Origin of the sequence: Enterobacter cloacae (genome assembly GCF_013375935.1) — a bacterium.
In the GTDB taxonomy this organism is placed as follows: Bacteria; Pseudomonadota; Gammaproteobacteria; order Enterobacterales; family Enterobacteriaceae; genus Enterobacter; species Enterobacter pasteurii.
In genome coordinates, this window is record NZ_CP056117.1 from 3,370,179 (window position 1) to 3,395,450 (window position 25,272).

Annotated in this window: 22 protein-coding genes and 2 pseudogenes; 19 read left to right on the top strand and 5 right to left on the bottom strand. The window is 57.3% G+C overall.

The features are described 5' to 3' along the window. Window positions 1–111: 111 nt before the first annotated feature. The 3 genes from HWQ14_RS15855 (at window position 112) to HWQ14_RS15865 (ending at window position 2,716) form a co-directional block, all read left to right on the top strand. Complete coding sequence (locus tag HWQ14_RS15855; RefSeq protein WP_148419764.1) at window positions 112–687, top strand: helix-turn-helix domain-containing protein; 576 nt, start codon at window positions 112–114, stop codon at window positions 685–687. Between the two features lie 66 nt (window positions 688–753). Continuing rightward, window positions 754–1,788 carry an NADP-dependent oxidoreductase gene (locus HWQ14_RS15860; RefSeq protein WP_176610244.1) on the top strand — a complete coding sequence of 345 codons (1,035 nt, stop codon included), beginning with the start codon at window positions 754–756 and terminating at the stop codon, window positions 1,786–1,788. Window positions 1,789–2,047: 259 nt separating this feature from the next. After that, entirely contained in the window at window positions 2,048–2,716 is a 669-nt protein-coding gene (locus HWQ14_RS15865) for a GntR family transcriptional regulator (protein WP_176610245.1), read from the top strand. Between the two features lie 130 nt (window positions 2,717–2,846). Here HWQ14_RS15865 and pqqU read toward each other — a convergent pair whose 3' ends face one another. After that, window positions 2,847–4,964, bottom strand: coding sequence for a TonB-dependent receptor PqqU (gene pqqU / locus HWQ14_RS15870; protein WP_176610246.1), 2,118 nt, complete (start codon window positions 4,962–4,964; stop codon window positions 2,847–2,849). 246 nt (window positions 4,965–5,210) lie between these two features. Between pqqU and HWQ14_RS15875 the strand changes: the two genes are divergently transcribed. Beyond that, window positions 5,211–6,272: a YncE family protein gene (locus HWQ14_RS15875; protein ID WP_148419768.1), complete on the top strand. Its 1,062-nt coding sequence runs from the start codon at window positions 5,211–5,213 to the stop codon at window positions 6,270–6,272. Window positions 6,273–6,357: 85 nt separating this feature from the next. Here the strand turns inward: HWQ14_RS15875 and ansP are convergent, their stop codons facing one another. Next, the gene (gene ansP / locus HWQ14_RS15880; protein WP_176610247.1) at window positions 6,358–7,854 is read right to left on the bottom strand and encodes an L-asparagine permease; all 1,497 of its coding nucleotides are present in this window, start codon (window positions 7,852–7,854) and stop codon (window positions 6,358–6,360) included. A gap of 497 nt (window positions 7,855–8,351) precedes the next feature. Here ansP and HWQ14_RS15885 point away from each other — a divergent pair, with 497 nt between their 5' ends. From HWQ14_RS15885 to HWQ14_RS15945, 12 genes and pseudogenes are all read left to right on the top strand, one after another. After that, entirely contained in the window at window positions 8,352–8,891 is a 540-nt protein-coding gene (locus HWQ14_RS15885) for a shikimate kinase (protein ID WP_176610248.1), read from the top strand. A 109-nt stretch (window positions 8,892–9,000) separates the two neighbouring features. Continuing rightward, a complete protein-coding gene (locus HWQ14_RS15890) occupies window positions 9,001–10,002 on the top strand; it encodes an LLM class flavin-dependent oxidoreductase (RefSeq protein WP_176610249.1) in 1,002 nt (333 codons plus the stop codon). Next, window positions 9,999–11,120 carry an amidohydrolase gene (locus tag HWQ14_RS15895; RefSeq protein ID WP_176610250.1) on the top strand — a complete coding sequence of 374 codons (1,122 nt, stop codon included), beginning with the start codon at window positions 9,999–10,001 and terminating at the stop codon, window positions 11,118–11,120. The genes HWQ14_RS15890 and HWQ14_RS15895 overlap by 4 nt, the downstream gene beginning before the upstream one ends. Window positions 11,121–11,136: 16 nt before the next feature. Then, window positions 11,137–13,400, top strand: a pseudogene (locus tag HWQ14_RS23340) (NtaA/DmoA family FMN-dependent monooxygenase). A 9-nt stretch (window positions 13,401–13,409) separates the two neighbouring features. Beyond that, window positions 13,410–13,919, top strand: a complete 510-nt coding sequence (locus tag HWQ14_RS15910; protein ID WP_176610253.1) for a GNAT family N-acetyltransferase — start codon at window positions 13,410–13,412, stop codon at window positions 13,917–13,919. 9 nt (window positions 13,920–13,928) lie between these two features. Then, window positions 13,929–14,855, top strand: coding sequence for an amino acid ABC transporter permease (locus tag HWQ14_RS15915; protein ID WP_176610254.1), 927 nt, complete (start codon window positions 13,929–13,931; stop codon window positions 14,853–14,855). Next, a complete protein-coding gene (locus HWQ14_RS15920; protein WP_176610255.1) occupies window positions 14,839–15,612 on the top strand; it encodes an amino acid ABC transporter ATP-binding protein in 774 nt (257 codons plus the stop codon). Before HWQ14_RS15915 ends, HWQ14_RS15920 begins: the two co-directional genes overlap by 17 nt. Before the next feature lie 9 nt (window positions 15,613–15,621). After that, window positions 15,622–16,509 (top strand): transporter substrate-binding domain-containing protein, encoded by an 888-nt coding sequence (locus HWQ14_RS15925; RefSeq protein WP_176610256.1) that lies wholly within the window; start codon window positions 15,622–15,624, stop codon window positions 16,507–16,509. Between the two features lie 166 nt (window positions 16,510–16,675). Continuing rightward, on the top strand, window positions 16,676–17,293 hold the full coding sequence (locus HWQ14_RS15930; protein WP_176610257.1) for a glutathione S-transferase family protein: 618 nt from the start codon (window positions 16,676–16,678) through the stop codon (window positions 17,291–17,293). Window positions 17,294–17,331: 38 nt separating this feature from the next. Continuing rightward, the gene (gene pptA, locus HWQ14_RS15935; RefSeq protein WP_148419782.1) at window positions 17,332–17,562 is read left to right on the top strand and encodes a tautomerase PptA; all 231 of its coding nucleotides are present in this window, start codon (window positions 17,332–17,334) and stop codon (window positions 17,560–17,562) included. Between the two features lie 183 nt (window positions 17,563–17,745). Beyond that, window positions 17,746–18,745: pseudogene (locus HWQ14_RS15940) on the top strand (Kdo(2)-lipid IV(A) acyltransferase). 90 nt (window positions 18,746–18,835) lie between these two features. After that, window positions 18,836–19,471, top strand: a complete 636-nt coding sequence (locus tag HWQ14_RS15945; protein WP_176610258.1) for a helix-turn-helix domain-containing protein — start codon at window positions 18,836–18,838, stop codon at window positions 19,469–19,471. Window positions 19,472–19,607: 136 nt separating this feature from the next. Here HWQ14_RS15945 and HWQ14_RS15950 read toward each other — a convergent pair whose 3' ends face one another. Next, the gene (locus HWQ14_RS15950) at window positions 19,608–20,084 is read right to left on the bottom strand and encodes a GNAT family N-acetyltransferase (RefSeq protein ID WP_176610259.1); all 477 of its coding nucleotides are present in this window, start codon (window positions 20,082–20,084) and stop codon (window positions 19,608–19,610) included. A gap of 85 nt (window positions 20,085–20,169) precedes the next feature. Between HWQ14_RS15950 and HWQ14_RS15955 the strand changes: the two genes are divergently transcribed. Next, the gene (locus tag HWQ14_RS15955) at window positions 20,170–21,102 is read left to right on the top strand and encodes a LysR family transcriptional regulator (RefSeq protein ID WP_176610260.1); all 933 of its coding nucleotides are present in this window, start codon (window positions 20,170–20,172) and stop codon (window positions 21,100–21,102) included. Here HWQ14_RS15955 and HWQ14_RS15960 read toward each other — a convergent pair. Next, complete coding sequence (locus HWQ14_RS15960; protein WP_148419787.1) at window positions 21,091–21,402, bottom strand: ArsR/SmtB family transcription factor; 312 nt, start codon at window positions 21,400–21,402, stop codon at window positions 21,091–21,093. The two genes, HWQ14_RS15955 and HWQ14_RS15960, sit on opposite strands and share 12 nt — an antisense overlap. Window positions 21,403–21,563: 161 nt before the next feature. On the opposite strand from HWQ14_RS15960, the gene fusA reads away from it, so the two are divergent. Continuing rightward, window positions 21,564–23,663, top strand: a complete 2,100-nt coding sequence (gene fusA / locus HWQ14_RS15965; protein WP_176610261.1) for an elongation factor G — start codon at window positions 21,564–21,566, stop codon at window positions 23,661–23,663. Between the two features lie 51 nt (window positions 23,664–23,714). On the opposite strand, the gene HWQ14_RS15970 is transcribed toward fusA, so the two are convergent. Next, window positions 23,715–24,287: a flavin reductase family protein gene (locus HWQ14_RS15970; protein WP_176610262.1), complete on the bottom strand. Its 573-nt coding sequence runs from the start codon at window positions 24,285–24,287 to the stop codon at window positions 23,715–23,717. Between the two features lie 108 nt (window positions 24,288–24,395). Here HWQ14_RS15970 and nhoA point away from each other — a divergent pair, with 108 nt between their 5' ends. Beyond that, window positions 24,396–25,241, top strand: coding sequence for an N-hydroxyarylamine O-acetyltransferase (gene nhoA, locus HWQ14_RS15975; RefSeq protein WP_176610263.1), 846 nt, complete (start codon window positions 24,396–24,398; stop codon window positions 25,239–25,241). Window positions 25,242–25,272: the final 31 nt, after the last annotated feature.

Consider the following 25,272-nt stretch of genomic DNA (forward strand, 5'->3'; position numbering starts at 1 on the left):
CATTAATTACAATATTACACATTTACCGGGTTGCATCGCCATGGCTAAGTCCCTATTTTTTTGTCATTAAAACTGCACCGGAAAACCATTCATACACTATAGTATGACGTCATGAACACGATGACAGACACTATGAATCAACGGATTAGCGCCCGGCTTCGCATTGAGCGTGAATCGCGAGGCTGGTCTTTGAGCGAGCTGGCCGAGCGGGCAGGTATTTCGCGCGCCATGATCCACAAGATTGAACGGGGCGACAGCAGCCCAACCGCAACACTGCTTGCGCGCTTTTCGGGTGCCTTTGGTATCAGCATGTCGACGCTGATTGCGCGTGCGGAAATGCAGGAGGGGAAACTGCTGCGCCTGGCTAACCAGCCCGTCTGGCGCGATCCGCAAACGCACTATCTGCGCCGGCACGTATCGCCGCGCACCGACCTGCCCATCGATCTCGTTCAGGTGGAGCTGCCCGCGGGCAGCGATGTGCCAATGCCCGCCTCCTCTTATGCCCTGGCGCGCCAGCTTATCTGGCTACAGTCCGGCGAGCTGGTGTTTCAGGAAGGGGATACCCGCCATGAAATGAAGGCCGGAGATTGCCTGGAGCTGGGGCCACCGAATGACTGCCGCTTTATCAACGAAACGGATCGGCCGTGCCTTTATCTGGTCGTACGGCTGAATCAGTCTGCCTCATAATGGTAAGGCGATCCGCAGGATAAAGTGCCAGGCTTGAATGACATTTTCAGCAGTAAGGAGCGATTAATGAGTCAATCTACCACGCAAAACCGACGCTGGGTTCTGGCTTCCCGCCCGCACGGCGCGCCGGTCGCCGATAATTTCCGCCTGGAAGAACAGCCGATCCCGACGCCCGCAGACGGGCAGGTATTGTTACGCACGGTATGGCTTTCGCTGGATCCGTACATGCGGGGGCGTATGAGCGATGCGCCGTCCTACTCTCCACCGGTTGAGATTGGCGCGGTGATGGTAGGCGGTACGGTAAGCCGCGTTGAGACGTCCCGTCATCCTGACTATAAAGAGGGTGAATGGGTACTGGGCTACAGCGGCTGGCAGGAGTATGCGCTGTCCGACGGACAAGGACTGGTGAAGCTGGGCGATAGCTCGTCGCATCCGTCCTGGGCGCTGGGCGTTCTGGGTATGCCTGGCTTTACCGCCTACATGGGGCTGCTCGATATCGGCCAGCCACGTGAGGGGGAAACGCTGGTGGTGGCCGCCGCTACCGGGCCGGTCGGCGCAACGGTCGGGCAAATCGGTAAAATCAAAGGCTGCCGGGTCGTTGGCGTGGCCGGTGGTGAAGAGAAATGCCGACATGCGGTCGAGGTACTGGGTTTCGACGCCTGTATCGATCACCATGCGGATGATTTTGCTGAACAGCTGGCAAGCGCCTGCCCGCAGGGCATTGACGTTTATTATGAAAACGTCGGCGGCAAGGTTTTTGACGCCGTGCTGCCGCTGCTGAATACCTCCGCACGCGTGCCGGTATGCGGTCTGGTGAGCGGCTACAACGCAACCAACCTGCCGGACGGCCCGGATCGGCTGCCGCTGTTGATGGGCACCATTTTGAAAAAACGCATCCGCATGCAGGGCTTTATCATCGCGCAGGACTACGGGCATCGTATTGACGAGTTCCAGCAGGAGATGGGGCGCTGGGTGAAGGAAGGCAAAATTCACTATCGCGAACAGGTCATCGAAGGGCTGGAAGCGGCTCCGGACGCGCTGATCGGCCTGCTTGAAGGGAAAAACTTCGGCAAGGTCGTGATACGCGTAGCGGCAGACTAAACGGTGCGTCGGTTATGGCGGGCGTGGCCCGCCATAATTATTTGTGAAGATACGATATATTGTCTTTAATTAACCCATAAGCTTTGCGCGCCATCGGCCCAGCTGAGCCAGAAGTGATAAACGCAATTTTAATTGTCCTATTTATATTTTAACGCGCGCCCCTAATACCAGGCATGACGATACAGGATATATCGAACCGGTGCTGTTTTTTTAAACAGGTACTGAGAATGGCATTTTGTTTTGGCTACGGGAATTAAACATGCTTGATTTGGATTATTTAGAAAAAGCACAAAGAATCAGTCTGACTATGCAAGTTGAGATCAGTTTAAAAGGAGCGTTAATCACGGGGTCTTTAAAGCCCGGGGCTCGGCTGATCACCAAAGAGATTGCGGATAAATTAGGTACCAGCATCACACCGGTACGTGAAGCGCTGCTGCGACTGGTTTCTGCAGGAGCGTTGCAGGCCACCCCCGCGCAGGCTTTTCTGGTGCCGGAAGTCACGCTGGAACGCTATAACGAAATTAATGCCATTCGAAAACAGCTTGAACCGATGGCGGTTGCGGCGGCGTGCCAGAATATGACCGAGGCTAAGCTGGACACGCTGCGCGCGCTGTCGGAGAACTTCAGCACCGCGATGCATCAGGGTAACGTCCAGAAGGCGCTCCATGCTAACCGCATCTTCCGCTTTACGCTCTATCAGTATGCCGAGATGCCGACCTTAAATTCGCTGATCGAGCAGCTCTGGGTGCGGATTGGCCCGTGCATAAACTATCTGCATGGAGAGATGAAGGAGATGCCGGCTGAGACCTATCATTATGCCGATCTGCTTTTGGCGCTTGAGAACAGGGACGTGGAGGCCAGCCGGGAAGCCATTGACCGGGCAATTGATGAAGCCAACGTCCTGCTGCAACGGCAATACTTTAGTTAAGGATCCCCGCGCGCACTTATTTCTTTATTCGAGCAGTAATATGACAAATAAATTCCCGGCGCATCAGGCAACCGGGAATAGCGTTATTGAGCGCGTTTATTACCGGCAACGCCCGTTGCCGGATAAAGTTTTACTCAAAGCGATAAGAAACTGACAGCCCTACGCCGTAATTACGGCCTGGCGCGGGCTCGTAATAGCGGTCGCGGCTGGCATTAACGATTTCGGACCCCGCGTACGCTTTATCGAACAGGTTATCGACGCGGCCAAAGATATCCATTCCCCATTTGCCATAGTTAAGCTTATACCCGGTGTTGAGGCCGACCACGGTATAGGAGGGCGCTTTCGCGGTATTGGCATCGTTCGCCATCACATCGCTCATGTAGCGTGCATCCGCACCGGCATACCAGCCTTCCTCCGGCTCCCAGCCAAGCGACGCGTATCCCATGTTTCGGGCAATGCCCGGCATCCGGTTGCCGCTACAGTCTGCATTGTTACAGACGTTGGTACGGTAGGTCGCGTCAAGGTAGGTCCACGCCATCTTTAGCTTCCAGTTCTCTGCAAACTGCTGGTCGAGCGCGATCTCCACGCCCTGACGGCGCGTTTTACCGGCGTTTTTATAGCTGGTACGGCCATCATTGTTGGTGTCCACCACAATCTCGTTATCGGTATCCGTGCGGAACAGCGCCGCCGTCAGAAGACCGTTGCCGATGCGGGTTTTACTGCCAATCTCGTACGTATTGTTGGTTGACGGTTGCAGGTTAATGTTGAGCCCGCCTTTGCCGTCAGGGCGGTAGGAAAGTTCATTGATCGTCGGGGTCTCGAACCCGCGTCCCGCCGCAGCGTACAGATTCCATGCATCGGTCACGGCGTATTTCACCGCACCCGCCGGAAGCCACTTATGGTAGCTGGCGTCGCCGCTGTCATCGCCATTCTGCGGGGTAATGTAGCGATCGTTAGAATCGAACCAGACGGAGCTGTAACGCACGCCTGCCTCCACGGACAGCTTTTGCGTAAGCTGCCACTGGGTTTGCAGGTAAGGATCGAAGTTCCACATCAGGTTACGCTCGTCACGGCGTTTGTTGCCCTTGACGCCGTAGTCCGGAGCGCCGTTGTTCATTACAAAGTTTTCATACCCGCGGCGATTTTCACTCATGTTTTCGTAGTTCAGGCCGGTGGTGAACGTCACCGGCACCAGCAGCTCGCCGCGGTGGGTCCAGCGCGTATCGATGCCCTGATAGTGGCGCTGCATGTCAATGACGCCCCCAGAGTGGGCCGGATTGTCACGCTGAGTGGACGCCGGAATAGACTGGTACTGGGTCATTTCACGCTCGCCGGCGTACATCATCACGCTAAGGTCGTCCTGCGCACTCAGCTGACGGTCGTAGCGGATACCGGCCTGGGTCTGCTTAATGGTTTTACGCGTGTTGTACTGATCCCCGCGCGGGGACTGGCGCGGGTTGTTCTGCCACTCCTGATAGCTCAGCCCGCCCGGATCGTTGGCTTTCATGTCCACGCTGTTAAAAATCAGCGTCAGTTTGCTGGCATCATCAATGCGCACGCCTAACTTCGCGTTGGCGAGGTTTTTTCTCGCGCCGCTGTGGTCGCGATAGCCATGGGTGGTGAAGCGGGTGGTGGATACCGCATAGTCAACATCTCCCGCCTGCGTACCGTCGCCGACCGCGCCGGTGGCCTTCATGCCGTAACGCCAGGTGCCGTAGCTGCCGTAATAGCTGCTGGCTTCGACGACGGGCGGCTGTTGGCCGGTCTGGGTATTGATGTTAATGACGCCGCCGGAGGCATTGCCGTACAGGGCGGAGAAGGGACCACGCAGCACGTCGATGCTCTCTACGCTGCTGAGATCGATGTTTGACGTCTGCCCCTGGCCGTCGGGCATGGTCGCCGGAATGCCGTCCACGTACATGCGGATCCCGCGTACGCCAAAGGTCGAGCGCGCGCCAAAGCCGCGCACCGACAGCTGCAAATCCTGGGCATAGTTCTGGCGGTTCTGGATTTGCAGGCCAGGCACGCTGCCGAGAGATTCAGAGAGATTGATGCGCGGGGCGGCATGGCGCATATCCTCGCCCCTTACCACGCTGACCGCGGCTGGCGTATCCAGCTCGGAGACGGCCTGCGGCGTAGCGCTGACGATCAGGGTTTGTTCTTCTGCGGCCATCGCGCTCAGCGGGCCAAATACGACGGGAACGAACAGCAGCGGTAGCGATGCCCTGCGGGCAGAAATGATTTTCATGAAGTAACCGATTAAGAAAAGATTCGAACCAAATCAACTGGAACCTGTGTATATATGTTAAATCCTTTGTAAATGTTATGAAAACTATAACCGCACATTTCGTGAATGTAAGGGTCGGAAGGAAAGAAAAACTCCACATTCAACTCATTAATGATTACTATTCTCATTAAAATAACGGCAAAGCGATGACTTTGCCCGCCGGAAGCGATGTCAGCGGTAAATCTCCTCATTTAAAAAGGAATTGTTATGTCTTTACGTCATCTGTGCTCGCCGCGCCTGCGTGGGTCTCTGCTGTTGGGTTCTTTACTGATTGCCGGTACGTTCCAGGCTCATGCTGCTGAAGAGATGCTGCGCAAAGCGGTAGGCAAGGGCGCGTATGAAATGGCCGTCAGCCAGCAGGAAAACGCGCTGTGGGTTGCGACGACTCAAAGCCGCAAAACCGATAAAGGCGGCGTGGTATATCGCCTGGATCCGGTCACGCTGGACGTGACGCAGGCGATTCATAACGATCTCAAGCCGTTTGGCGCAACGATCGATAATGCCACCCAGACGCTGTGGTTTGGAAACACCGTCAACAGCGCGGTAACGGCCATTGACGCCAAAACGGGCGAGGTGAAAGGGCGCCTGGTGCTGGACGATCGCAAGCGTAGCGACACGGTGAAGCCCCTCCAGCCGCGCCAGCTGGTGGCCGATGACGCCACCAATACCGTCTACATTACCGGCATCGGAAAAGAGAGCGTGATTTGGGTGGTTGACGGCGCAACGCTGAAGCTGAAAGACACCATCACGAACACCGGCACGTTCAGCACCGGCCTGGCGCTGGATGCGCAGGCAAAACGCCTGTACACCACCAATGCGGACGGCGAGCTGGTAACCATTGATACCGCAACCAACAAAATCCTCAGCCGTAAGAAGGTGCAGGACGACGGAAAAGAGCACTTCTACCTGAACCTGAGTCTGGACACTGCCGGTCAGCGCGCGTTCCTGACGGATTCTAAACAGCCAGAGGTGCTGGTGGTGAGCCTGAAAGACGGCAGCGTAATCGGGAAAGTTTCTGCGCCGGAATCGCTGGCGGTGCTGTTTAACCCGGCACGCAATGAAGCCTACGTGACGCACCGCGAGGCGGGTAAGGTGAGCGTGATTGACGCCAAAACCTACAAAGTGACCAAAACCTACGATACGCCGGTTTACCCGAACAGCCTGGCGCTGTCAGCGGATGGCAAGACGCTGTACGTGACGGTGAAGCAGAAATCTACCCGTCAGCAGGAAGCGACCCAGCCTGACGACGTCATTCGTATCGCGCTGTAATGTCGTAGCGTGAGCGGCAGGCTGCCGTCCTACGATACAAAATAAAAAGGGAAGGCTAAATGCCTTCCCTTTTTTTGACGCCGTATTAGCGCGACGTCTCTTCAACCAGCGGAGCGTCCTTTGTTTCATCGTCAGGATGAACCGGCGCGGTGCTGTGAATTTCATACACGCGTTTACGTACGCCAAACCAGCCGGCAATCAGCAACACCGCCAGCAGCGGAATAGTCGCGATGGTGTAGGTACCGTTCGGGTAGTCGAACGCCATCAGCACCAGCACGCTCAGCAGGAACAGCAGGGTGAGCCAGGAGGTCACCGGCGCGCCCGGAAGCTTAAAGCTGACGTCAGCCGCCTTACCTTCTTTGATCGCTTTGCGCAGACGCATCTGGCACACCACGATGAAAGCCCAGGAGGCGATGATGCCCAGCGCCGCTACGTTCAGTACAATCTCAAACACCTGAGACGGCACCAGATAGTTCAGGAATACCCCGAAGACGTACACCACCAGCGTGGCCAGAATACCCGCGTAAGGTACCTGCTGCTTGCTCATCTTCGACATAAACTTCGGTGCCGAGCCGCCCATGGACATGGAGCGCAGAATACGGCCCGTCGAGTACAGGCCAGAGTTCAGGCTGGAGAGCGCGGCGGTCAATACCACGATGTTCATGATGCTGCCCACGTACGGCACGCCCAGCTTAGAGAAGAAGGTGACAAACGGGCTTTGACCCGCCTGATAGGCGTTCCACGGCAGCAGCAGCACCAGGAGCACTACGGAGCCCACGTAGAACAGGCCGATACGCCAGATCACGCTGTTAATGGCTTTAGGCACCATGGTCTGCGGATCTTTACATTCACCCGCCGCCGTACCCACCAGTTCGATGGAGGCAAAGGCAAACACTACCCCCTGAACCAGCACCAGCGCTGGCAGCAGGCCGTGCGGGAAGAAGCCGCCGTTATCGGTAATCAGATGGAAGCCCGTCGCATTGCCGTCCAGCGGTTTACCGCTGCCGAGGAAGACGGTACCGACGACCAGGAAGATGACAATGGCCAGCACTTTTACCAGCGCGAACCAGAACTCCATCTCGGCGAACCATTTCACGCCGATCATGTTCATGGTGCCGACGATCGCCAGCGCGCCAAGGGCAAACACCCACTGTGGCACATCGCCAAACGCGCCCCAGTAGTGCATGTACAGCGCGACGGCGGTGATATCAACGATACCGGTCATTGCCCAGTTAACGAAGTACATCCAGCCGGCGACGTAAGCGGCTTTTTCACCGAGAAATTCACGGGCGTAAGAGACAAAGCTGCCGCTGGAGGGACGATGGAGAACCAGCTCGCCCAGGGCACGAAGGATGAAGAAAGAGAAGATCCCGCACACCAGATAGACCAGGGCGAGGGCGGGGCCTGCCATCTGCAGACGCGCGCCTGCACCTAAAAACAGACCAGTACCGATAGCGCCGCCGATGGCGATCATCTGCACCTGACGGTTGCCCATCGCCTTGTGATAGCCCTCTTCGTGAGAGTTCAACCAGCGACGTTTCGCAGCATGATGATCGGCTGCGCTTTTATTGCTTGTTTTCATTGAGTTACCTGTTTGCCTGTCTGAACCATTAACGTGATAGTCCTGCCTGCCAGCAGCCCGAACAAACGATTGCTTCTGCGCAGACACATGCTGCCTTTCCAGTCATTCTGTGTATGGATAAGGCAAAACATGGCGAGGCATCCTACCCGCAATTGATAAGCGACGCAAAATATAACCGTGCCGAAAGTGATGCGCGTCGAAGGAAATCGTGTGGTCAGAGCAGACGGGGATCGCAATGCGCTGAATCGTGGCGTTTTTTTAGGCAAAAAGGCCGCCAAATGCCAGTTTATACATCAGGTTTACTTGATAATTACCGCCAGGTAGAGATTATGAATGCCGCAGGGCTGCAATCAGTAAGGCAAGCGCGGTAGTGTGCTGGCGGCGTAGCTGGAGAAGGTTACCGACGAGCAGTATCCGCATGCGTAGGCTGGCGTTTCGTAAACAAATTTTTAACGCTATGATTCGATCCGTTTACTTCAGCATTTGCAGGTGGAACGGTGAAAATCAATATCATAGGCACCAGCGGAAGTGGGAAAAGTACGCTTGGCAGGCGAATCGCTGAGGCGCTGGCCATCCCTTACATTGAGATGGACAGGCTTTACTGGCGAGCGAACTGGCAGGGAACCCCGGATGATGAGTTTCTCGCAGCGCTGGAAAAGGCGCTCGCCGCCTCGCCTGACTGGGTCCTGGACGGGAATTACAACCGCACGCGCGACGTAAAGTGGTGCGACGTTGATCTGGTGGTGTGGATAGATCGTGGGTTTAGCCGCACGCTCTGGCAGGCGGTGACGCGCGCCTTCAGACGCGCCTGGCACAAACAGGAGCTCTGGCCCGGCACGGGGAACCGTGAAAGCTTTCGTCGATCGTTCTTTAGTAAGGACTCGATTATCATCTGGACGATCAAAACCTGGCGCAGCAACCGCAAACGCTATGAAGCGGATATGCAAAACCCGCAGTACGCGCACATTCGCTTTCTCCGCATTACCCGACGGCAGGAAGCGGAAGCACTCATTACTTCGCTCCTGTCAGGCCGATGACGGATCCGCTATTCCCGTTTTCCGGCAATTCAAATGTAAATTAATTGTTTCTCAGAGGTGAAATCCGCCTTTAATAATGACGACATGTTAAGTCAAACGAGAACGCAACATGTCATGGCGAATCAGCATTCTGGATAAAAGCCCCGTCGCAGAACACGAAACCGCCGCCGATGCGCTGGCGCGTACCTTAACGCTGGCGCAGCTGGCGGAGACTCTGGGCTACCACCGCTTCTGGATTGCCGAACACCACAATACCCCGGCGCTTGCCAGCCCCTCGCCGGAGCTGCTGATTGCCTGGATCCTCGGGCAAACAAAGCGTATTCGCGTGGGCTCAGGCGGCGTCATGCTGCAACATTACAGCCCCTATAAAGTCGCCGAAAATTTTAACGTACTGGCCGCCCTTGCGCCGGGCCGGGTTGATCTGGGGGTTGGTAAAGCGCCCGGCGGTCTGCCGCTCTCAACCCGCGCCTTGCAGCACGGCCTTAATCCGCAGGAGAAAGGCAGCTTCGCGGAACAACTGACGCAGCTCGAACGGTGGATCCGCCCTGAAAATCAGGCAGCGGAGGAGACGGTTCGCGCCACGCCTCTGCCTCCGGTGCCTGCGCAAGGCTTTCTGCTGGGCGCCAGCACCGAAAGCGCGCTGCTGGCGGCCTCGCTCGACTGGCATTTTGTCTTTGCCGCCCACCTGAACGGTGATCCGGAACTGCTGCGCGAGGTCGTCACGGCCTGGCGTCAACACAGCGTCCGGGAGGTGATGGTGGCCGTGCAGGTCATTGTTGCCCCAACCCAGTCAGAGGCCGACGCTTTGGCGCAGAAGGTTGAAGTATGGGGCGTGGAGCTGGCAAACGGGCAACGCGTCACCGTGGCCAGCGAAGAACAGGCCTACGCCTTTGCGCGGCAGGCGGGCAGCGAACCGGTGCGCATCGCGCGTCGGGCGCAGTCTCTGCTGGCCGGAACGGCGGCGTCGGTGCTTGAACGGCTCAACGCGCTGCACCAGCAGTGGGGGATTGACGAATTTATCATCGACACGCCGGTAGCTGATGGCGCAACGCGCGTGCAGTCCCTGCGGCTGCTGGCCGAGGCGCGTCTTAACAGGGAGGTTACCGTATGAGCTTTTGCGAACAGCTGATTGCCTGGCGCCGTGAGCTGCACCAGAACCCTGAACTGTCCGGTCAGGAGGTCGAAACAACGGCTCGTCTGCGCGAGTGGCTGACGGCGGCCGGGATTGCCCCGCTGGATTACGATCTTCAGACCGGGCTGGTTGCGGAGATCGGCACGGGCAATGCACTGGTTGCGCTGCGCGCCGATATCGACGCGTTACCCATCGATGAGCGCAGCGGGGTGCCGTTTACCTCCAGACGTGCGGGAGTGATGCACGCCTGCGGTCACGACGTTCACACCAGCGTGATCCTCGGCGCCGCGTTAAAGCTGAAGGAGCGGGAAGACTCGCTCAACGGACGCGTGCGGATCCTGTTCCAGCCTGCGGAAGAAAATTTCGGCGGAGCGAAAAGCATGGTGCGTGCCGGGGCATTACGCGACGTGCGCGCAATTTTCGGGATGCATAACGAGCCTTCATTGCCGGTTGGTGAATTTGCCACGCGCGGCGGTCCGTTTTATGCCAACGTCGATCGCTTCGTTATTCATATTACCGGTAAAGGCGCGCACGCCGCACGCCCCCATGAAGGCAACGACGCCATCGTGCTGGCAAGCCAGCTGGTGACCGCGCTGCAAAGCGTGGCCAGCCGTAACGTCAACACGCTGGATTCGGTCGTACTAAGCGTGACGCGCATCGCCGGGGGGAATACCTGGAACGTGCTGCCGGAAAGCGTTGAGCTCGAGGGCACGTTGCGCACGCACCGCACGGAAGTGCAGCAGAACGTGAAGGCGCGCGTCGGTGAAATCGCCGCCGGATTTGCCAGCGCCTTTAGCGCGCAGATCAACATCACCTGGTACGCCGGGCCAGCCGCGCTGGTTAATGACGAGCGCTGGGCCGCGTTTGCCGCCTCGGTCGCGCGCGAGGCGGGGTATGAGACCCGGCATGCTGAACTGCACATGGGTGGAGAAGATTTTGCGGTCTATCTGCAAAACATTCCCGGCGCGTTTGTCAGCATTGGCAGCAACAGCCCGTTTGGTTTACATCATCCGGCATTTAACCCGGACGAAGCACTAATCGAACCCGCTGCCCGCTATTTTGCACAGCTCGCGGAAAAAGCTCTGCAACACGTTTAATTTATTTGAGGTGAATATGTCTGCAAATCGTCAATTGCGGCTGGGTACCATTTTGCATGGTGCATCCGGAAATATGTCCGCCTGGCGTCATCCGGCGGCGGTCGCGGATGCCAGCATTAATTTTGATTTCGTTAAAGAAACGGCATTAAAAGCGGAAGAGGGCAAGCTCGACTTTATTTTTGTGGCCGACGGTCTTTATATTAACGAGAAATCCATTCCGCATTTTTTAAACCGCTTTGAGCCGCTGACGGTTTTGTCCGCGCTGGCAAGCGTTACCTCGCGCCTGGGGCTGGTCGGCACGTTGTCCACCTCCTACAGCGAGCCTTTCACCGTGGCGCGCCAGTTTGCCAGCCTCGATCACCTGAGCAACGGCCGCGCGGGCTGGAACGTTGTGACCTCACCGCTGGAAGGTTCAGCGAAAAACTTCTCCCGCGACAAACATCCTGAGCATGCGCTGCGCTACCGCATTGCCGATGAGTATCTCGACGTGGTCAAAGGGTTATGGGATTCCTGGGAAGGGGATGCCTTTATCCGCAATAAGGAGAGCGGACAGTTTTTCGACGCGTCAAAATTGCATACCCTGGATCACCACGGTGATTTCTTCCGGGTTTCCGGCCCGCTGAACATTGGCCGCACGCCGCAGGGGCGTCCGATTGTCTTTCAGGCCGGCGCGTCGGATGACGGTAAAAAGCTGGCGGCGAAACACGCCGACGCCATCTTTACCCACCATGAAACGCTGGAAGACGCCCGGGCCTTTTACCGCGACGTCAAACAGCAACTGGAAAGTCACGGTCGCCGCGCAGGGGATTTACATATATTCCAGGGCGTCAGCGTGATTGTCGGAAACGACGCCGATGACGTTGAAAACCAGTATCAAACCTCGGCGGCACTGGTCTCCGTTCATGATGCGCTGAACTATCTCGGACGTTATTTCGAGCATCACGACTTCAGCCAGTATCCCCTCGATGCGCCGTTCCCGGATATTGGCGATTTAGGCAATAACAGCTTCCGCAGCACCACCGATGAAATCAAGCGTAACGCCCGTGAGCGCAACTTAACTCTGCGTCAGGTTGCGCTGGAAGCCGCATCGCCGCGCCCGCGTTTTTCCGGCACGCCGGAGCAGGTGGCGGATGGATTACAGGCCTGGTTCGAGGAGAAGGCGGCTGACGGCTTCATTATTCAGGGCGGCACGCCGGACACCTTTCTGCGCTTTGTCGACCAGGTGGTGCCCGTTTTACAGGCGCGCGGCCTTTTCCGCAGCGAGTATCCCGGCACCACGCTGCGCGAAAGTCTGGGCTTAGACGAACCCAAAAATCAGTTCACACAACAATAAAAGAGAAAAACGCTATGCAGAAATCATCGCTTATTCTGGCGCTTGCGCTGGCCTTTACCCCTGCCGTCTGGGCAGAGAACGTCAATATTAACGGCACCGGCGTGAGCATTGAGGTGAATAAAACGCCGATCCATACCGCTAAAAACAGCGATGCGATCGCGCAGTTGCCGAAAGACTACCGCTTTGCCGTGCCGGGGAAATTTACCGTGGCGGTGGCGGGACTGAATCAGCCGCCGCTGACGGTCTTTTCCGAAGACAACAAAACTCTGCTTGGGAGTGAGGTCGATATTGCGCGACTGGTGGCGGACAGCCTCGGGCTCGAGCTCAACGTCGTGCCCACCTCCTGGGAGGACTGGCCGCTGGGGGTTGCATCCGGGAAATACGACGCGGCGATCAGCAATATCACCGTCACCAAAGCGCGCAAGGAGAAGTTCGACTTCGCCACCTACCGCAAGGATTCCCTTGGCTTTTACGTGAAATCCACCAGCCCGATCGCGTCGCTGCAGAAGGCGGAAGATATCGCCGGGCTGCGCATCATCGTCGGCTCCGGCACCAACCAGGAGGCGATCCTGCTGGCGTGGAACGAAGCGAACCTGAAAAAAGGGCTTAAGCCGTTTATCCCGGTCTACACCAAAGACGATGCGGCGCAAACCCTCGCGCTACAGTCAGGCCGCGCTGACGCCTATTTTGGCCCGAACGTGATCGGCGCCTGGAAAGCGGCGCTGAACGGTAAAACCAGGCTGGTCGGCAGCGTCGACGGCGGCTGGCCGAAGGCGGCACATATCGCGGTGACGCTGAAAAAAGGGAGCGGCCTGGTCGAACCGGTTCAAACGGCGCTTAACGGCGTAATTAAGAACGGAGATTACGACAACGTGCTGAACCGCTGGGGGGAAGGCGTTGAGCGTATACCCCATTCCGAAGTTAACCCGGCTGGTCTGGGTGATTAAGGAGGCGCTATGCGGGAACGATTTCGTGACGTTTCGCCGGAAGACGCCGATCTTCAGCCCATTATCGTCGGGCTCTTCGGTGAGTACGCCGCTCGTTACGGCGACTACTTTTCAAAAGATGCAGAAGTCGAGCTGACGGAGTGGTACCTGGCGCCGCAGGGGCTGTTTATCGTGCTGGAGCGCGATGGCGAAATCATCGCTACCGGCGCTTATAAACCCTTCGACGAACGCACGGCAGAAATCAAGCGTATCTGGACGAATAAAACGCTGCGCCAGCAGGGGCTGGCCGCGCGCGTGGTACAGGAGCTGGAGCGCAGGGCGATACTGGCGGGCTACAGCCACATTTACCTGACTACCGGGTTTCGTCAGCCGGAGGCGGTACGGCTTTATCTGAGTCAGGGGTATCAGCCGCAGTTCGATCTCAACCGCGATCCGGAAGAGTACAGCCAGCCGCCGTTCGATGGTCGGCTGCGCTTCACCAAGACGCTGATCCGCGAAGCGCTCAGCAAAACCGCATAAGGAGCGACGATGAGCAACGTTGAAACCATAAAAGTGGTCCCGGCACGTTATCCGCTGCGCACGGTCGGCGCTGCGGTGGCGCTGTTTGTGCTGGCGGTCGTGATTCAGTCCGTGGCCTTTAATCCACGCTGGGAGTGGGCGGTATTTGCCCGCTGGTTCTTTGATCCGGTGATCCTTGAAGGTGTCGGTCAGACGCTGCTGCTCACGCTGATAGGCACCGTGCTGAGCATGGTGATTGGCGGCATGCTGGCGCTGGCGCGGCTCTCGTCATCCTGGCTGTTGAGCAGCCTGGCGTGGGGATATATCTGGCTTTTCCGCTCTCTGCCGCTGATCGTGGTGCTGATCGTTCTTTATAACTTTTCCTATCTCTACGACACGCTCTCTCTCGGCGTGCCTTTTACCGGCATTACCTGGGGTAGCTTTGAAACCATCAACGTTCTCGGGCAATTTTCTACCGCCGTTGTGGGACTGACGCTGGTGCAGAGCGCCTATACGGCAGAAATTATCCGCGGGGGCTTCCTTGGGGTCGATCATGGTCAGTATGAGGCGGCGGCTGCGCTGGGTCTGCCGGCGTGGCGCCGCACCGTGCGGATTATTCTTCCGCAGGCGCTGCGCACCATTTTGCCGTCCGGGTTCAATGAAATCATCAGTCTCGCCAAAGGTACGGCGATGGTTTACGTGCTGGCGATGCCGGAGCTTTTCTACACGATTCAGATGATCTACAACCGCACGCAGGAGGTCATTCCGCTGTTGATGGTGGGTGCCGTCTGGTACCTGGTGATTACCACCGTCCTGTCTGCCATCCAGCACGTCGTTGAGCGTGGGCTCGCCCGCAGCGAGCGCCGCTCCGCCGTAAACCACAACCGGACTGCCAGCCGGACGCGTTCCGTTACCACCTCGCCAGCACAGGAGCCTGTTCATGCAAGCCTCTCCTGAAGGACACATTGCTATTACCGGCGTCAGCAAGTTTTTTGGCCGTCATAAAGCGCTCGATAACGTTACGCTTGAGATCCCGCCGGGTTCCGTCACGGTGATCCTCGGCCCATCCGGCTCGGGAAAATCGACGCTGCTGCGCACCATTAACCATCTGGAACGCGTGGATGAAGGCTTTATTCAGATTGACGGAGAGTATATTGGCTACCGCCGCCAGGGCGACAAACTTTACGAACTAAAGGAGAAAGAGATCATCAAACAGCGCGTTAACGTGGGCTACGTGTTTCAGAACTTCAACCTTTTTCCGCATCTCACGGTGCTGGAAAACCTGATTGAGGCGCCCATCGCGCACAAGAAGCTCACCAGAAAGGCGGCTATAGCGCGCGCATACGGCCTGCTGGATGTAGTAGGGCTGCGCGATAAGGCCGATGCCTGGTCGCGTCACCTCTCCGGCGGACAGCAGCAGCGCATTGCCATTGCCCGCGCGCTGGCGTTACGCCCCCGCGTGATGCTGTTTGATGAGCCCACCTCGGCGCTTGACCCGGAACTGGTTGGCGAAGTGCTGGACGTGATTAAAAAGCTGGCCCGTTCCGGCACTACGCTGGTGGTGGTCACCCATGAGATCGGCTTCGCCCGGGAAGTGGCGGACCAGGTGGTATTTATGGTCGACGGAAAAATTGTGGAGCAGGGCAGCAGCGACGACGTCCTAAACCGACCGTCGCATCCGCGAACGCGCCAGTTTCTCTCAAAAGTGCTGTAAGGAGCGCAGATGAAATATAGACTTCTGGCGGGGCTGATCTTTACGACGGCGAGCCATGCCAGCATTGATGTAAAAGCCAATGAACAACCGCTGCCGGTGGCGGTTGATCCGCAGGCGGTGGCGAAAATTCCGGCGAACTATAAATTTGTTGAGCCAGGTACCCTCACGGTGGCAATTTCCGCCCTGAATTCACCGCCGCTGGCGCTGTTGGCCAGCGATAACCGCACCCGGATTGGCAGCGACCCGGATATCGCCCGGTTGCTGGCGGGCAGCCTGGGGCTGAAACTGAAGCTGGTGCCAACGGCGTGGGAAGACTGGCCGCTGGGGATCGCCTCCGGGCGCTATGACGTGGCGTTGGTGAATATCGCCGTCACCGAACAGCGCAAGGAGAAGTTCGATTTTGCGACCTATCGCGTCGATTCGCTGGCTTTTTCGGTGAAATCCACCAGTAACGTACGGTCGATTTCCAGTGCGAAAGATCTGGCCGGTAAAAAGGTGATTGTCGGATCGGGCACCAATCAGGAACGTATTCTGCTCGGCTGGAACGAGGAGAATAAAAAGGCCGGACGCGAGCCTGCATTACCGGTTTATCTGACCGACGATGCCTCAGGCAATCTCTATATTCAGTCCGGCAGGGCGGACGTGTTCTTTGGACCGCAATCCGTATCGGCCTACAAGGCGGCGTTAACCGGCAAAACCCGCGTCGTGGGATTAGGGCCGAAGAAAGCCTACGTCGCCACCACCACCAAAAAAGGGACCGGGCTGGTGTACGCGCTGCAGGCTGCGCTGGACGGTGCGATTAAGCGCGGGGACTATCAAAACGCGCTGGCGCGCTGGGGGGAGGCGGGCGAAGCGGTGACCAGCTCGGAGGTTAACCCGCACGGGATAACCTACTAATGGTGCTCTATACCCTAAATAATTCGAGTTGCAGGAAGGCGGCAAGGGAACCAATCCCCGGGAGCGTACATAAGTACGTGACTGGGGTGAGTGAATGCAGCCAACGCACCTGCAACTTGAAGTATGACGGGTATACACTTAGGGTTTTCATCCCTGAGGAGGCAACATGATTAAACTCTATGGCGTACCCGGCTGGGGCTCGGCAATCAGTGAAGTGATGCTGACCCTGGCAGACATCCCTTATCAGTTTATCAACGTGGACGGGTTTGACCGGCCAGGCCCGCAGCGCGAGCTGCTGATAAAACTCAACCCGCTGTGCCAGGTGCCGACGCTGGAGCTGGAAAACGGTACGATCGTGACGGAAACCGCGGCGATCGCTCTGATGGTGCTCGATCGATGCCCCGACCTGGCGCCGCCCGTGGGGCAGGCCGAGCGCCAGCAGTTTCAGCGCCTGCTTATCTGGTTTGTTGCCAACGTCTATCCCACGTTTACCTACGCAGATTATCCGGAGCGCTGGGTGCCTGACGCGCCGGAACAGCTGAAGAAAAACTGCATCGAGTACCGCAAATCTCTCTATCTGTGGTTCGACGCTCAGCTCAGCGCCTCGCCCTTTGCCCTTGGCGAACGGTTGACGCTGCTTGACGCGTATATTGCCGTCGCGCGCACCTGGGGGCCGCGTCATGAGTGGTTCGCTGCCAACACGCCCGCTATCACGTCAGTTGCGGATGCGGTCTGTGCGTTACCTCAACTGCACAAGGTGCTAAAAGCTAACGACATTATCTGATAACGTTGAAAGCTCACATCATATAAGGAAGCCTGCACATGCCACACGTTGATATCAAATGTTTTCCACGCGATCTGAATGACGAACAAAAAACGGCGCTGGCGGCGGATATCGCCGAAGCGATCGCCCGTCATCTGAACAGTAAAGATCGCTCAATCTCCGTGGCGCTTCAGGAGGTTCAGGAAGCTGACTGGAAGGCGCAGGTCTGGGATACCGAGATCGGCCCGAAACTGGATCAACTGATTAAGAAGCCCGGCTATTCTATGTAACTTGCTTGCCGGGCGGTGCAATATCACCCGGCGATACCCGCCTTAATTTCCTATCGCAAAAATCGATAATAAAAACCATAACGATTCCGCTACAATCCCCCACCCGAACAATATCCGTTAAATCAGCAGGTAAGCACTGCAACAGCACTACGATAAGTACATTAGTAAAAGGATAATTTTCTCATGACAAAATTACCTGAGTTTTCACTCGCCTTTTTGCATCCTCGTTACTGGCTCAGCTGGGCCGGCATTGCAGCGCTCTGGTGCACGGTACAGCTACCGTATCCGCTACTGTTAAAAACGGGTCACGGACTTGGCCGGCTGGCCATGCGCCTGCTTCCACGCCGCGTGGAGATAGCCAGACGTAATCTGGAGCTTTGCTTTCCGGACATGAACGACGAGGCGCGCGCGTTTACTTGAGCGTAATTTTGAATCGGTCGGGATGGGCGTCATCGAAACGGGTATCGCCTGGTTCTGGCCAGACCGGCGCGTGCGCAAATACTTTAGCGTGACCGGCTACGAGCACATGGAACAGGCGAGGGCGCAAGGCAGGGGCGTGGTGCTTATTGGCATGCATTTTCTGACGCTTGAGCTGGGCGCGCGCATCTTTGGCATGCTTAATGCGGGAATTGGTGTATATCGTCCCAACAATAATGCGCTGCTCGACTGGCTACAGACGCGCGGTCGTCTGCGCTCCAATAAAACCATGCTCGACCGCTACGATCTGAAGGGCATGATCCGCGCGCTTAAGCAAAATGAGATCCTGTGGTATGCCCCGGATCACGACTACGGCAAAACCAACAGCGTGTTCGTGCCGTTTTTTGCCGTCCCGGATGCCGCGACCACCGCCGGTAGCTATATGCTGGTCAAAAGCGCGAGACCGGCCGTGATCCCGTTCGTACCGCGCAGAAAAGCAGACGGCAAAGGGTACGAGCTGATTATTCTGGACGATATCAGCGATGACCTACAGGGAGGCGATAAAGCATCAGTGGCTACGCAGATGAACAGGGCGATTGAGCGTGCGGTAATGATGGCGCCCGAGCAATATATGTGGCTGCACCGTCGCTTCAAAACGCGTCCAGAGGGGCAACCGGACCGGTATGCGCGAAAAAAACAGGTCCAATCCTCAGCCAGAACCTTCTCTGCCAGCGATATGTCGGATCGGTCGAGTATCCAGCAGTAGCAAAGGGGGCGGATGCCGTCGCGCTCCGCCCTTTATAAAACCGGCGGCGCTGGATAGAATTACCGCATCCACCTTGTCGGGATGCAAAATATGACCGGAAGAGTCGACTATCACCTTGAAAAATATCTCCTCACCGAAGCGGCAGAGCCGGAGCGTCTGACCCGCCAGTGGGCGGAAGTGATGCGCGAGTGTCGCGAGCAGAAGTCCGGTGCGGAAGAGCGTTTGCGTCTCGCGCTGCTGAATGTGGATTATGTAACCAGCTTTGAGCTTCCCTTCCGGTTACTCCTCACCCGCGCCCCGCAGCTGATTGACGGGATAAGAAATGAGTTTCAGCTCAGCCAAAAAAATGTCCTGTTCAACGGCAGGCGGTTTGGCTGCGTCTACAGCCTTAAAAAAGACCTTGAAGGCGTTCCTGACGAATTTACCTATCACCTGAAAACGCGGATCCAGCGAAGCGATAGCGCAGGCGGAAGTGAAGTACCTTACCGGCAAATCGCCCAGCAGGTGAAAGCCCCCAGGGAACGACTCAGGCTGGCACTCGAAAATGGGCTATCCGTAACGGCGCTCGACGGGCTTTTCTGGTTTGGCATTCAGCGCATCGCGGCCGACGTGCAGAGGCTAAGGAAAACGGGCGTGAGGATAGTGACGTCGGAGACGGAGGTGTTTGATACGCTGACGATGACAACCCGGCGGATCCCGGTCTATAGTCTGAGTCCTGCGGAATGAGCCTCAGTCTATGACCTGTCGCGGTCCTATGAGAAGGCAAAAATAGCGGCAATCTTTTTCTCAGATATACCGTGCTTCAGTAACGCTTTCAGTGACATTAAGCCCCTAAAAAGAGGGGCGTTTTCATGCGACGACGCTATTCAGCAAATGCCCGCAACGCGTCGCCATCAAGACGATAGCGTACCCATTCGGACTGCGGTACAGCGCCGATGCTCAGATAAAAATCAATGGCAGACTGGTTCCAGTCAAGCACGCTCCACTCCAGGCGGCCGCAGTGACGTTCCACCGCGCATTGCGCGATCTTTTTCAGCAGTGCTTTCCCCGCGCCCCTGCTGCGGTATTCCGGAGAGACGTACAAATCTTCCATATAGATGCCGTTACGGCCAAGCCAGGTGGAATAGCTGGTGAAGAAAACGGCATACCCGACGGCGTGGCCTGCGTATTCGGCGATCAGCGCTTCGGTTTTACCGTCCGCGCCAAACAGCGTTTTGCGGATCTCGTCCGGCGTGGTGACCACTTCTTCCGGCGCTTTTTCATAGACCGCGAGTTCGTAAATCATATCGTAAATTGCCGCTGCATCTTCAGGCCGCGCCTGACGGATCGTGATGCTCATTGGTGTCCCTTTATCTTTGTATGTGGTTGATGAGGCTAAGCATAAAGGGTAATGTCAGAAGAATTAAGTGCAATGAAATCAACGAATGATGAATATTATGCATCCGGCCTTACGTCGCCTTGATTTAAACCTCCTGCCGGTTTTTGACGCAATTTATCGCCACAGCTCCGTTCGTCTGGCGGCAGACGAGCTGGCGATGAGCACCTCGGCGCTCAGCCATGCCCTGTCACGGCTGCGCGTTTCGCTCAACGATCCGCTGTTCTACCGGGAGGGGCATCGGATGTGTCCCAGCGTCTATGCCACGCAGCTTGCGCCCGTTATTGCATCGGCCCTGAAATATCTCGACCAGGAGCTGTCGCCGCAGCCGGAGTTTGATCCTGCCGTGAGTACGGCGTGTTTACAGATCGCGATAACGGACTTTACCGCGTTCTGCATCTTCCCTGCGCTTATGAATACGCTTCAGCATGCGGCGCCTGGCCTGCGTCTGGAATTACGTTATCTGCCGCACAGCCCGGCGTTGACGGAATTACTGGCAGGAGAGGTGGATCTGGCCCTGGGATTCAGCACCACCGGAGATCTCCGGTATCCGGAGCTGGAAGAGATTAGCTGGTTCGCGGATGAGTATGTCGTGATTAGCAACGCGAGCCGGAGCGCGCTGACGCTGGAGGATTATCTCGCCGCACGGCATCTTGTGGTCACGCCGTGGAACGAGAAGCAGGGGGTGCTGGATTTGCAGCTTGAACGCATGGGCTATACCCGACACATTGCGATCAAAACCCCGTCCATGCTCAGCGCCCCGTTTGTGATTGCAGAAAGCGATCTGCTGATGGCATTGCCTCGATTCGCCGCTGAAAAGCTGCTGCCAGCGACAAACATCAAGATTTTTCCTTTGCCGTTCCACATCAGCCCGTTTGAAGTGAAGATTTATTCGCACAAGCGCAGCGGTAAGCGAGGCGTCACGAACTGGCTAAAAGCCACGCTGCGCGCGCTGGGCGAAGGGCTTCGGTCAGCGCGCTGATGATTCCGACTGTAACAGGATTGCCATCAGCCCCGGAAAGCGGGCATCCAGATCTTCTCTTCGCAGTGAAATCATATTTTCGCGCCCCTGCGGGCGCTGCCAGATCACGCCGCTGTCGCGCAGCACGCGCCAGTGGTGGGTCATGGTGGATTTCACCACATCTTCCGGCCGCAGGGCGTTGCAGCTCAGTTCGCGGCCGTCGGCCAGCCGACGGATAATCGCCAGCCGCAGCGGATTGCCGAGGGCAAACAGCACATTTTCCAGCAGTATTTGTTCAGGTTCGGGGTGGTTTGGAATCATCGTTTTCCTGCGTCTCACGTCAGATTGAGCTATATCAACAATAGGTCAACCGTTAAAAAATAGTTCGATAATACTCGTACAATAGGACTATTATAACAAACGAACGAACACGCGACCATCCCGGTCGTCACACATCAGTCATTATGACTTAAGGAAATATCATGCCCCGACCCATCCCCCTCGAACGTTATCGCAACATCGGTATCTCCGCGCATATCGATGCCGGTAAAACAACCACCACCGAGCGCATCCTGTTTTATACCGGGATGAGCCACAAGCTGGGTGAAGTACACGATGGCGCGGCAACTACCGACTGGATGGCGCAGGAGCAGGAGCGCGGGATCACCATTACGTCGGCAGCGGTGAGCTGTTTCTGGCCCGGCATGGACCGGAGCTTTGAGCCGCACCGGATCAACATCATCGACACCCCGGGCCACGTGGATTTCACCATTGAGGTGGAACGTTCCATGCGCGTGCTCGACGGTGCCGTAATGGTGTATGACTCCGTCGGCGGCGTACAGCCGCAGTCGGAAACCGTCTGGCGCCAGGCGAACAAATACCACGTCCCGCGGCTGGCGTTCGTCAATAAAATGGACCGCCCGGGCGCGGATTTCTTCCGCGTGGTGCGGATGATGCAGGAGCGTCTGAAGGCTAACCCGGTCCCGATAGTGATCCCGGTTGGCGCAGAAGAGCATTTCACCGGCGTGGTGGATCTCATCAAGATGCGCACCATCCTCTGGGACGATGCGACGCAGGGGATGGCGTTTAGCTACGCGCCGGTACCTGACGACCTGCTGAGTACCGCTCAGGAGTGGCGTGAAAAGATGGTTTCTGCCGCAGCGGAAGCGAGCGACGCGCTGATGGACAAGTACCTTGAGAAGGGCGATCTGGACGAGGCTGAAATCATCCAGGGGCTGCGTAGCCGTACCATCTCCGGTGAAATTCAGCCGATGCTGTGCGGCAGCGCCTTTAAGAACAAGGGCGTGCAGCGCATGCTCGACGCGGTTATCGAGCTGATGCCGTCCCCGCTGGACGTGCCCGCCATTGATGGCGTTGATGAAAACGGTCAGCACGCTGAGCGTCACCCCAGCGATGATGAACCGTTCTCGGCGCTGGCCTTCAAGTTGATGAGCGATCCGTACGTCGGGCAGCTGACCTTTATCCGCGTCTATTCCGGCATACTGCGCAAAGGCGACGCGGTCTATAACCCGGTGAAGGGCAAGAAAGAGCGTATCGGGCGCATCGTGCTGATGCATGCCAACGATCGCCACGAGGTGGACGAGCTGCGTGCGGGCGATATCGCGGCCTGCGTCGGGCTGAAAGACGTTACCACCGGCGATACGCTCACCGATCCGAATGCGGTAATCACGCTTGAACGCATGGAGTTCCCGGATCCGGTTATTTCGCTGGCGATCGAGCCAAAAACCAAGGCCGACCAGGAGAAAATGGGGATCGCGCTGCAGCGCCTGGCGGCGGAGGATCCGTCGTTCCGCCTGCACACGGACGAGGAGTCCGGCCAGACGATTATCTCCGGCATGGGCGAACTGCACCTGGAAATCATCGTCGACCGCATGAAGCGGGAGTTTGGCGTGGAGGCAAATATTGGTCGTCCACAGGTAACGTACCGTGAAACCCTGCGTAAGGCGGTGAAGGATATCGAAGGCAAATTTGTCCGGCAGTCCGGCGGTAAAGGGCAATACGGCCACGTAGTCCTGAGCCTGGAGCCGCTGGACCCCGGAAGCGGTTTTGTTTTTGAAGATGCCACCAAAGGCGGCGTGGTGCCGCGCGAGTATATTCCCTCCGTGGAAAAAGGGCTGCGCGAGGCCATGAATACCGGGGTGCTGGCGGGTTATCCGGTGGTCGACGTGAAGGCGACCCTGACGTTCGGTTCGTACCATGACGTCGACTCGTCGGAAATGGCCTTCCGCATGGCGGCGATCCTCGGCTTTAAGGAGGGCGCACGGCGCGCGGACCCGGTTATTCTTGAGCCGGTCATGCACGTCGAGGTAGAAACGCCGGAAGAGTATGCCGGTAATATTATGGGCGATCTCTCCTCCCGTCGCGGCATGGTGCAGGGGATGGCAGAGCAGTACGGCAGCCAGATTATCCGTGCTGACGTGCCGCTGGCCGAAATGTTTGGCTACGCCACCACGCTGCGCTCGATGTCCCAGGGGCGCGCGACGTATACGATGGAGTTCCATCATTTCGCAGAAGCACCGCGGAACGTAGCGGATGAGATCATTGCGAAGCGTGTGAGGTAACAAAAAAGCCCTCTTCCTCAGGAAGGGGGCTTTTTCTCTTTCGTGGTTGCGCTACTCCAGCGCCTTAACCATTTTCCCGCTGGCGACAAACGTTCCGGCGCCAAGATGATGCAGCGTATTCAGCCTATCCCCGTCAAACTGCCAGCGTCCGGCAACGAACGCGCGTTCGTCCGCGGCGGCGGAAACGACCTCACCAAACAGGGTGTCATATTTCTCTGCCGCAGAGGTCGCGGGCAATAGCCGGCATTCCATCCACGCCAGACATTTCTCTTCAATTACCGGCAGGCCAAGCTCGGGGCCATGAATAACCGGGATCCCGTAGCAGTTAAACTTATCCTCATCGCGCCCGCTGACGCTGCCGACGGCGTAGGTCCAGTTCGCTGCCGCCACGCCGGGTATCACAATGCCGAATTTTCCGCTGCGCTCGATCAGCTCCCGTGACCACGCGCTTTTGTCCACCACTATCGCGATACGCGGGGGTTCAAACTCTACCGGCATAGACCACGCGGCGGCCATGACGTTGCGACGATCGATGACGTCATCCCGGCTGGTGATGAGCACGGTCGGACCGTGATTCAAAAGGCGGCTGGCATGACGTAGTTCAACAGGGCGAAAGTGGCTCATGGTGGCTCCTTGTTTTTAGTGATGAGTATGGCGAAAAAGCACGGAAATCAAAGTGGGTGCGCGAAATTAGTTTATAAACTCAACATCACTCTCAAAGGAAACTGAAGCATGTCCCCATTTCTGACTGCCTACTTCGCCCGCATCGGCTGGACCCTGCCGACGTCTGTTGATATCGACACCCTGCGCGCGCTGCATTTACACCACAACTGCGCGATCCCTTTCGAGAATATCGACGTCGTTTTGCCGCGGGAGATCCATCTGGACGACGGGTGTCTGGTGGACAAATTGGTTACCGCCCGGCGCGGGGGATACTGCTTCGAGCAAAACGGCCTGTTCGAGCGAGTATTACGTGAAGTCGGATTTACGGTACGCAGCGTGCTGGGCCGGGTCGTGCTGGCAAATCCGTCCCAGATGCCGCCGCGCACGCACCGGCTGCTGCTGGTGGAGCTGAACGGCGAGCGCTGGATCGCCGACGTGGGGTTTGGCGGACAAACGCTGACGGCGCCGATTCGGTTACTCGCCAACGAGGAGCAGGAGACGCCGCACGGGCTGTATCGTCTGCTGAGCGAGGGCAACGACTGGGTGCTGCAGTTCCGCCATCACGAGCACTGGCAGTCGATGTACCACTTTGACCTGACGACCCAGTATTTCAGTGATTACGTGATGGGAAACTTCTGGTCCGCGCACTGGCCGCAGTCCCATTTCCGCCATCATTTGCTCATGTGCCGCCACCTGCCGGACGGGGGCAAGCTCACGCTGACCAACTTTAACTTTACCCACTGGCAGAACGGCCGCGTGGAGGAGCAGATTGCGCTGCCGGAGGCACAAGCGCTGTATCAGCTTATGCAGGAGCGCTTTGGGCTGGGCGTTGACGATCCGAAGCACGGTTTTTCCCTGGCAGAGTTGACGGCGGTGATGGCAGGGTTTGATACGCATCCGCAGGCCGGGAAATAGGGATTAGCGTACCGCGCGCTGAGGGCGAAAG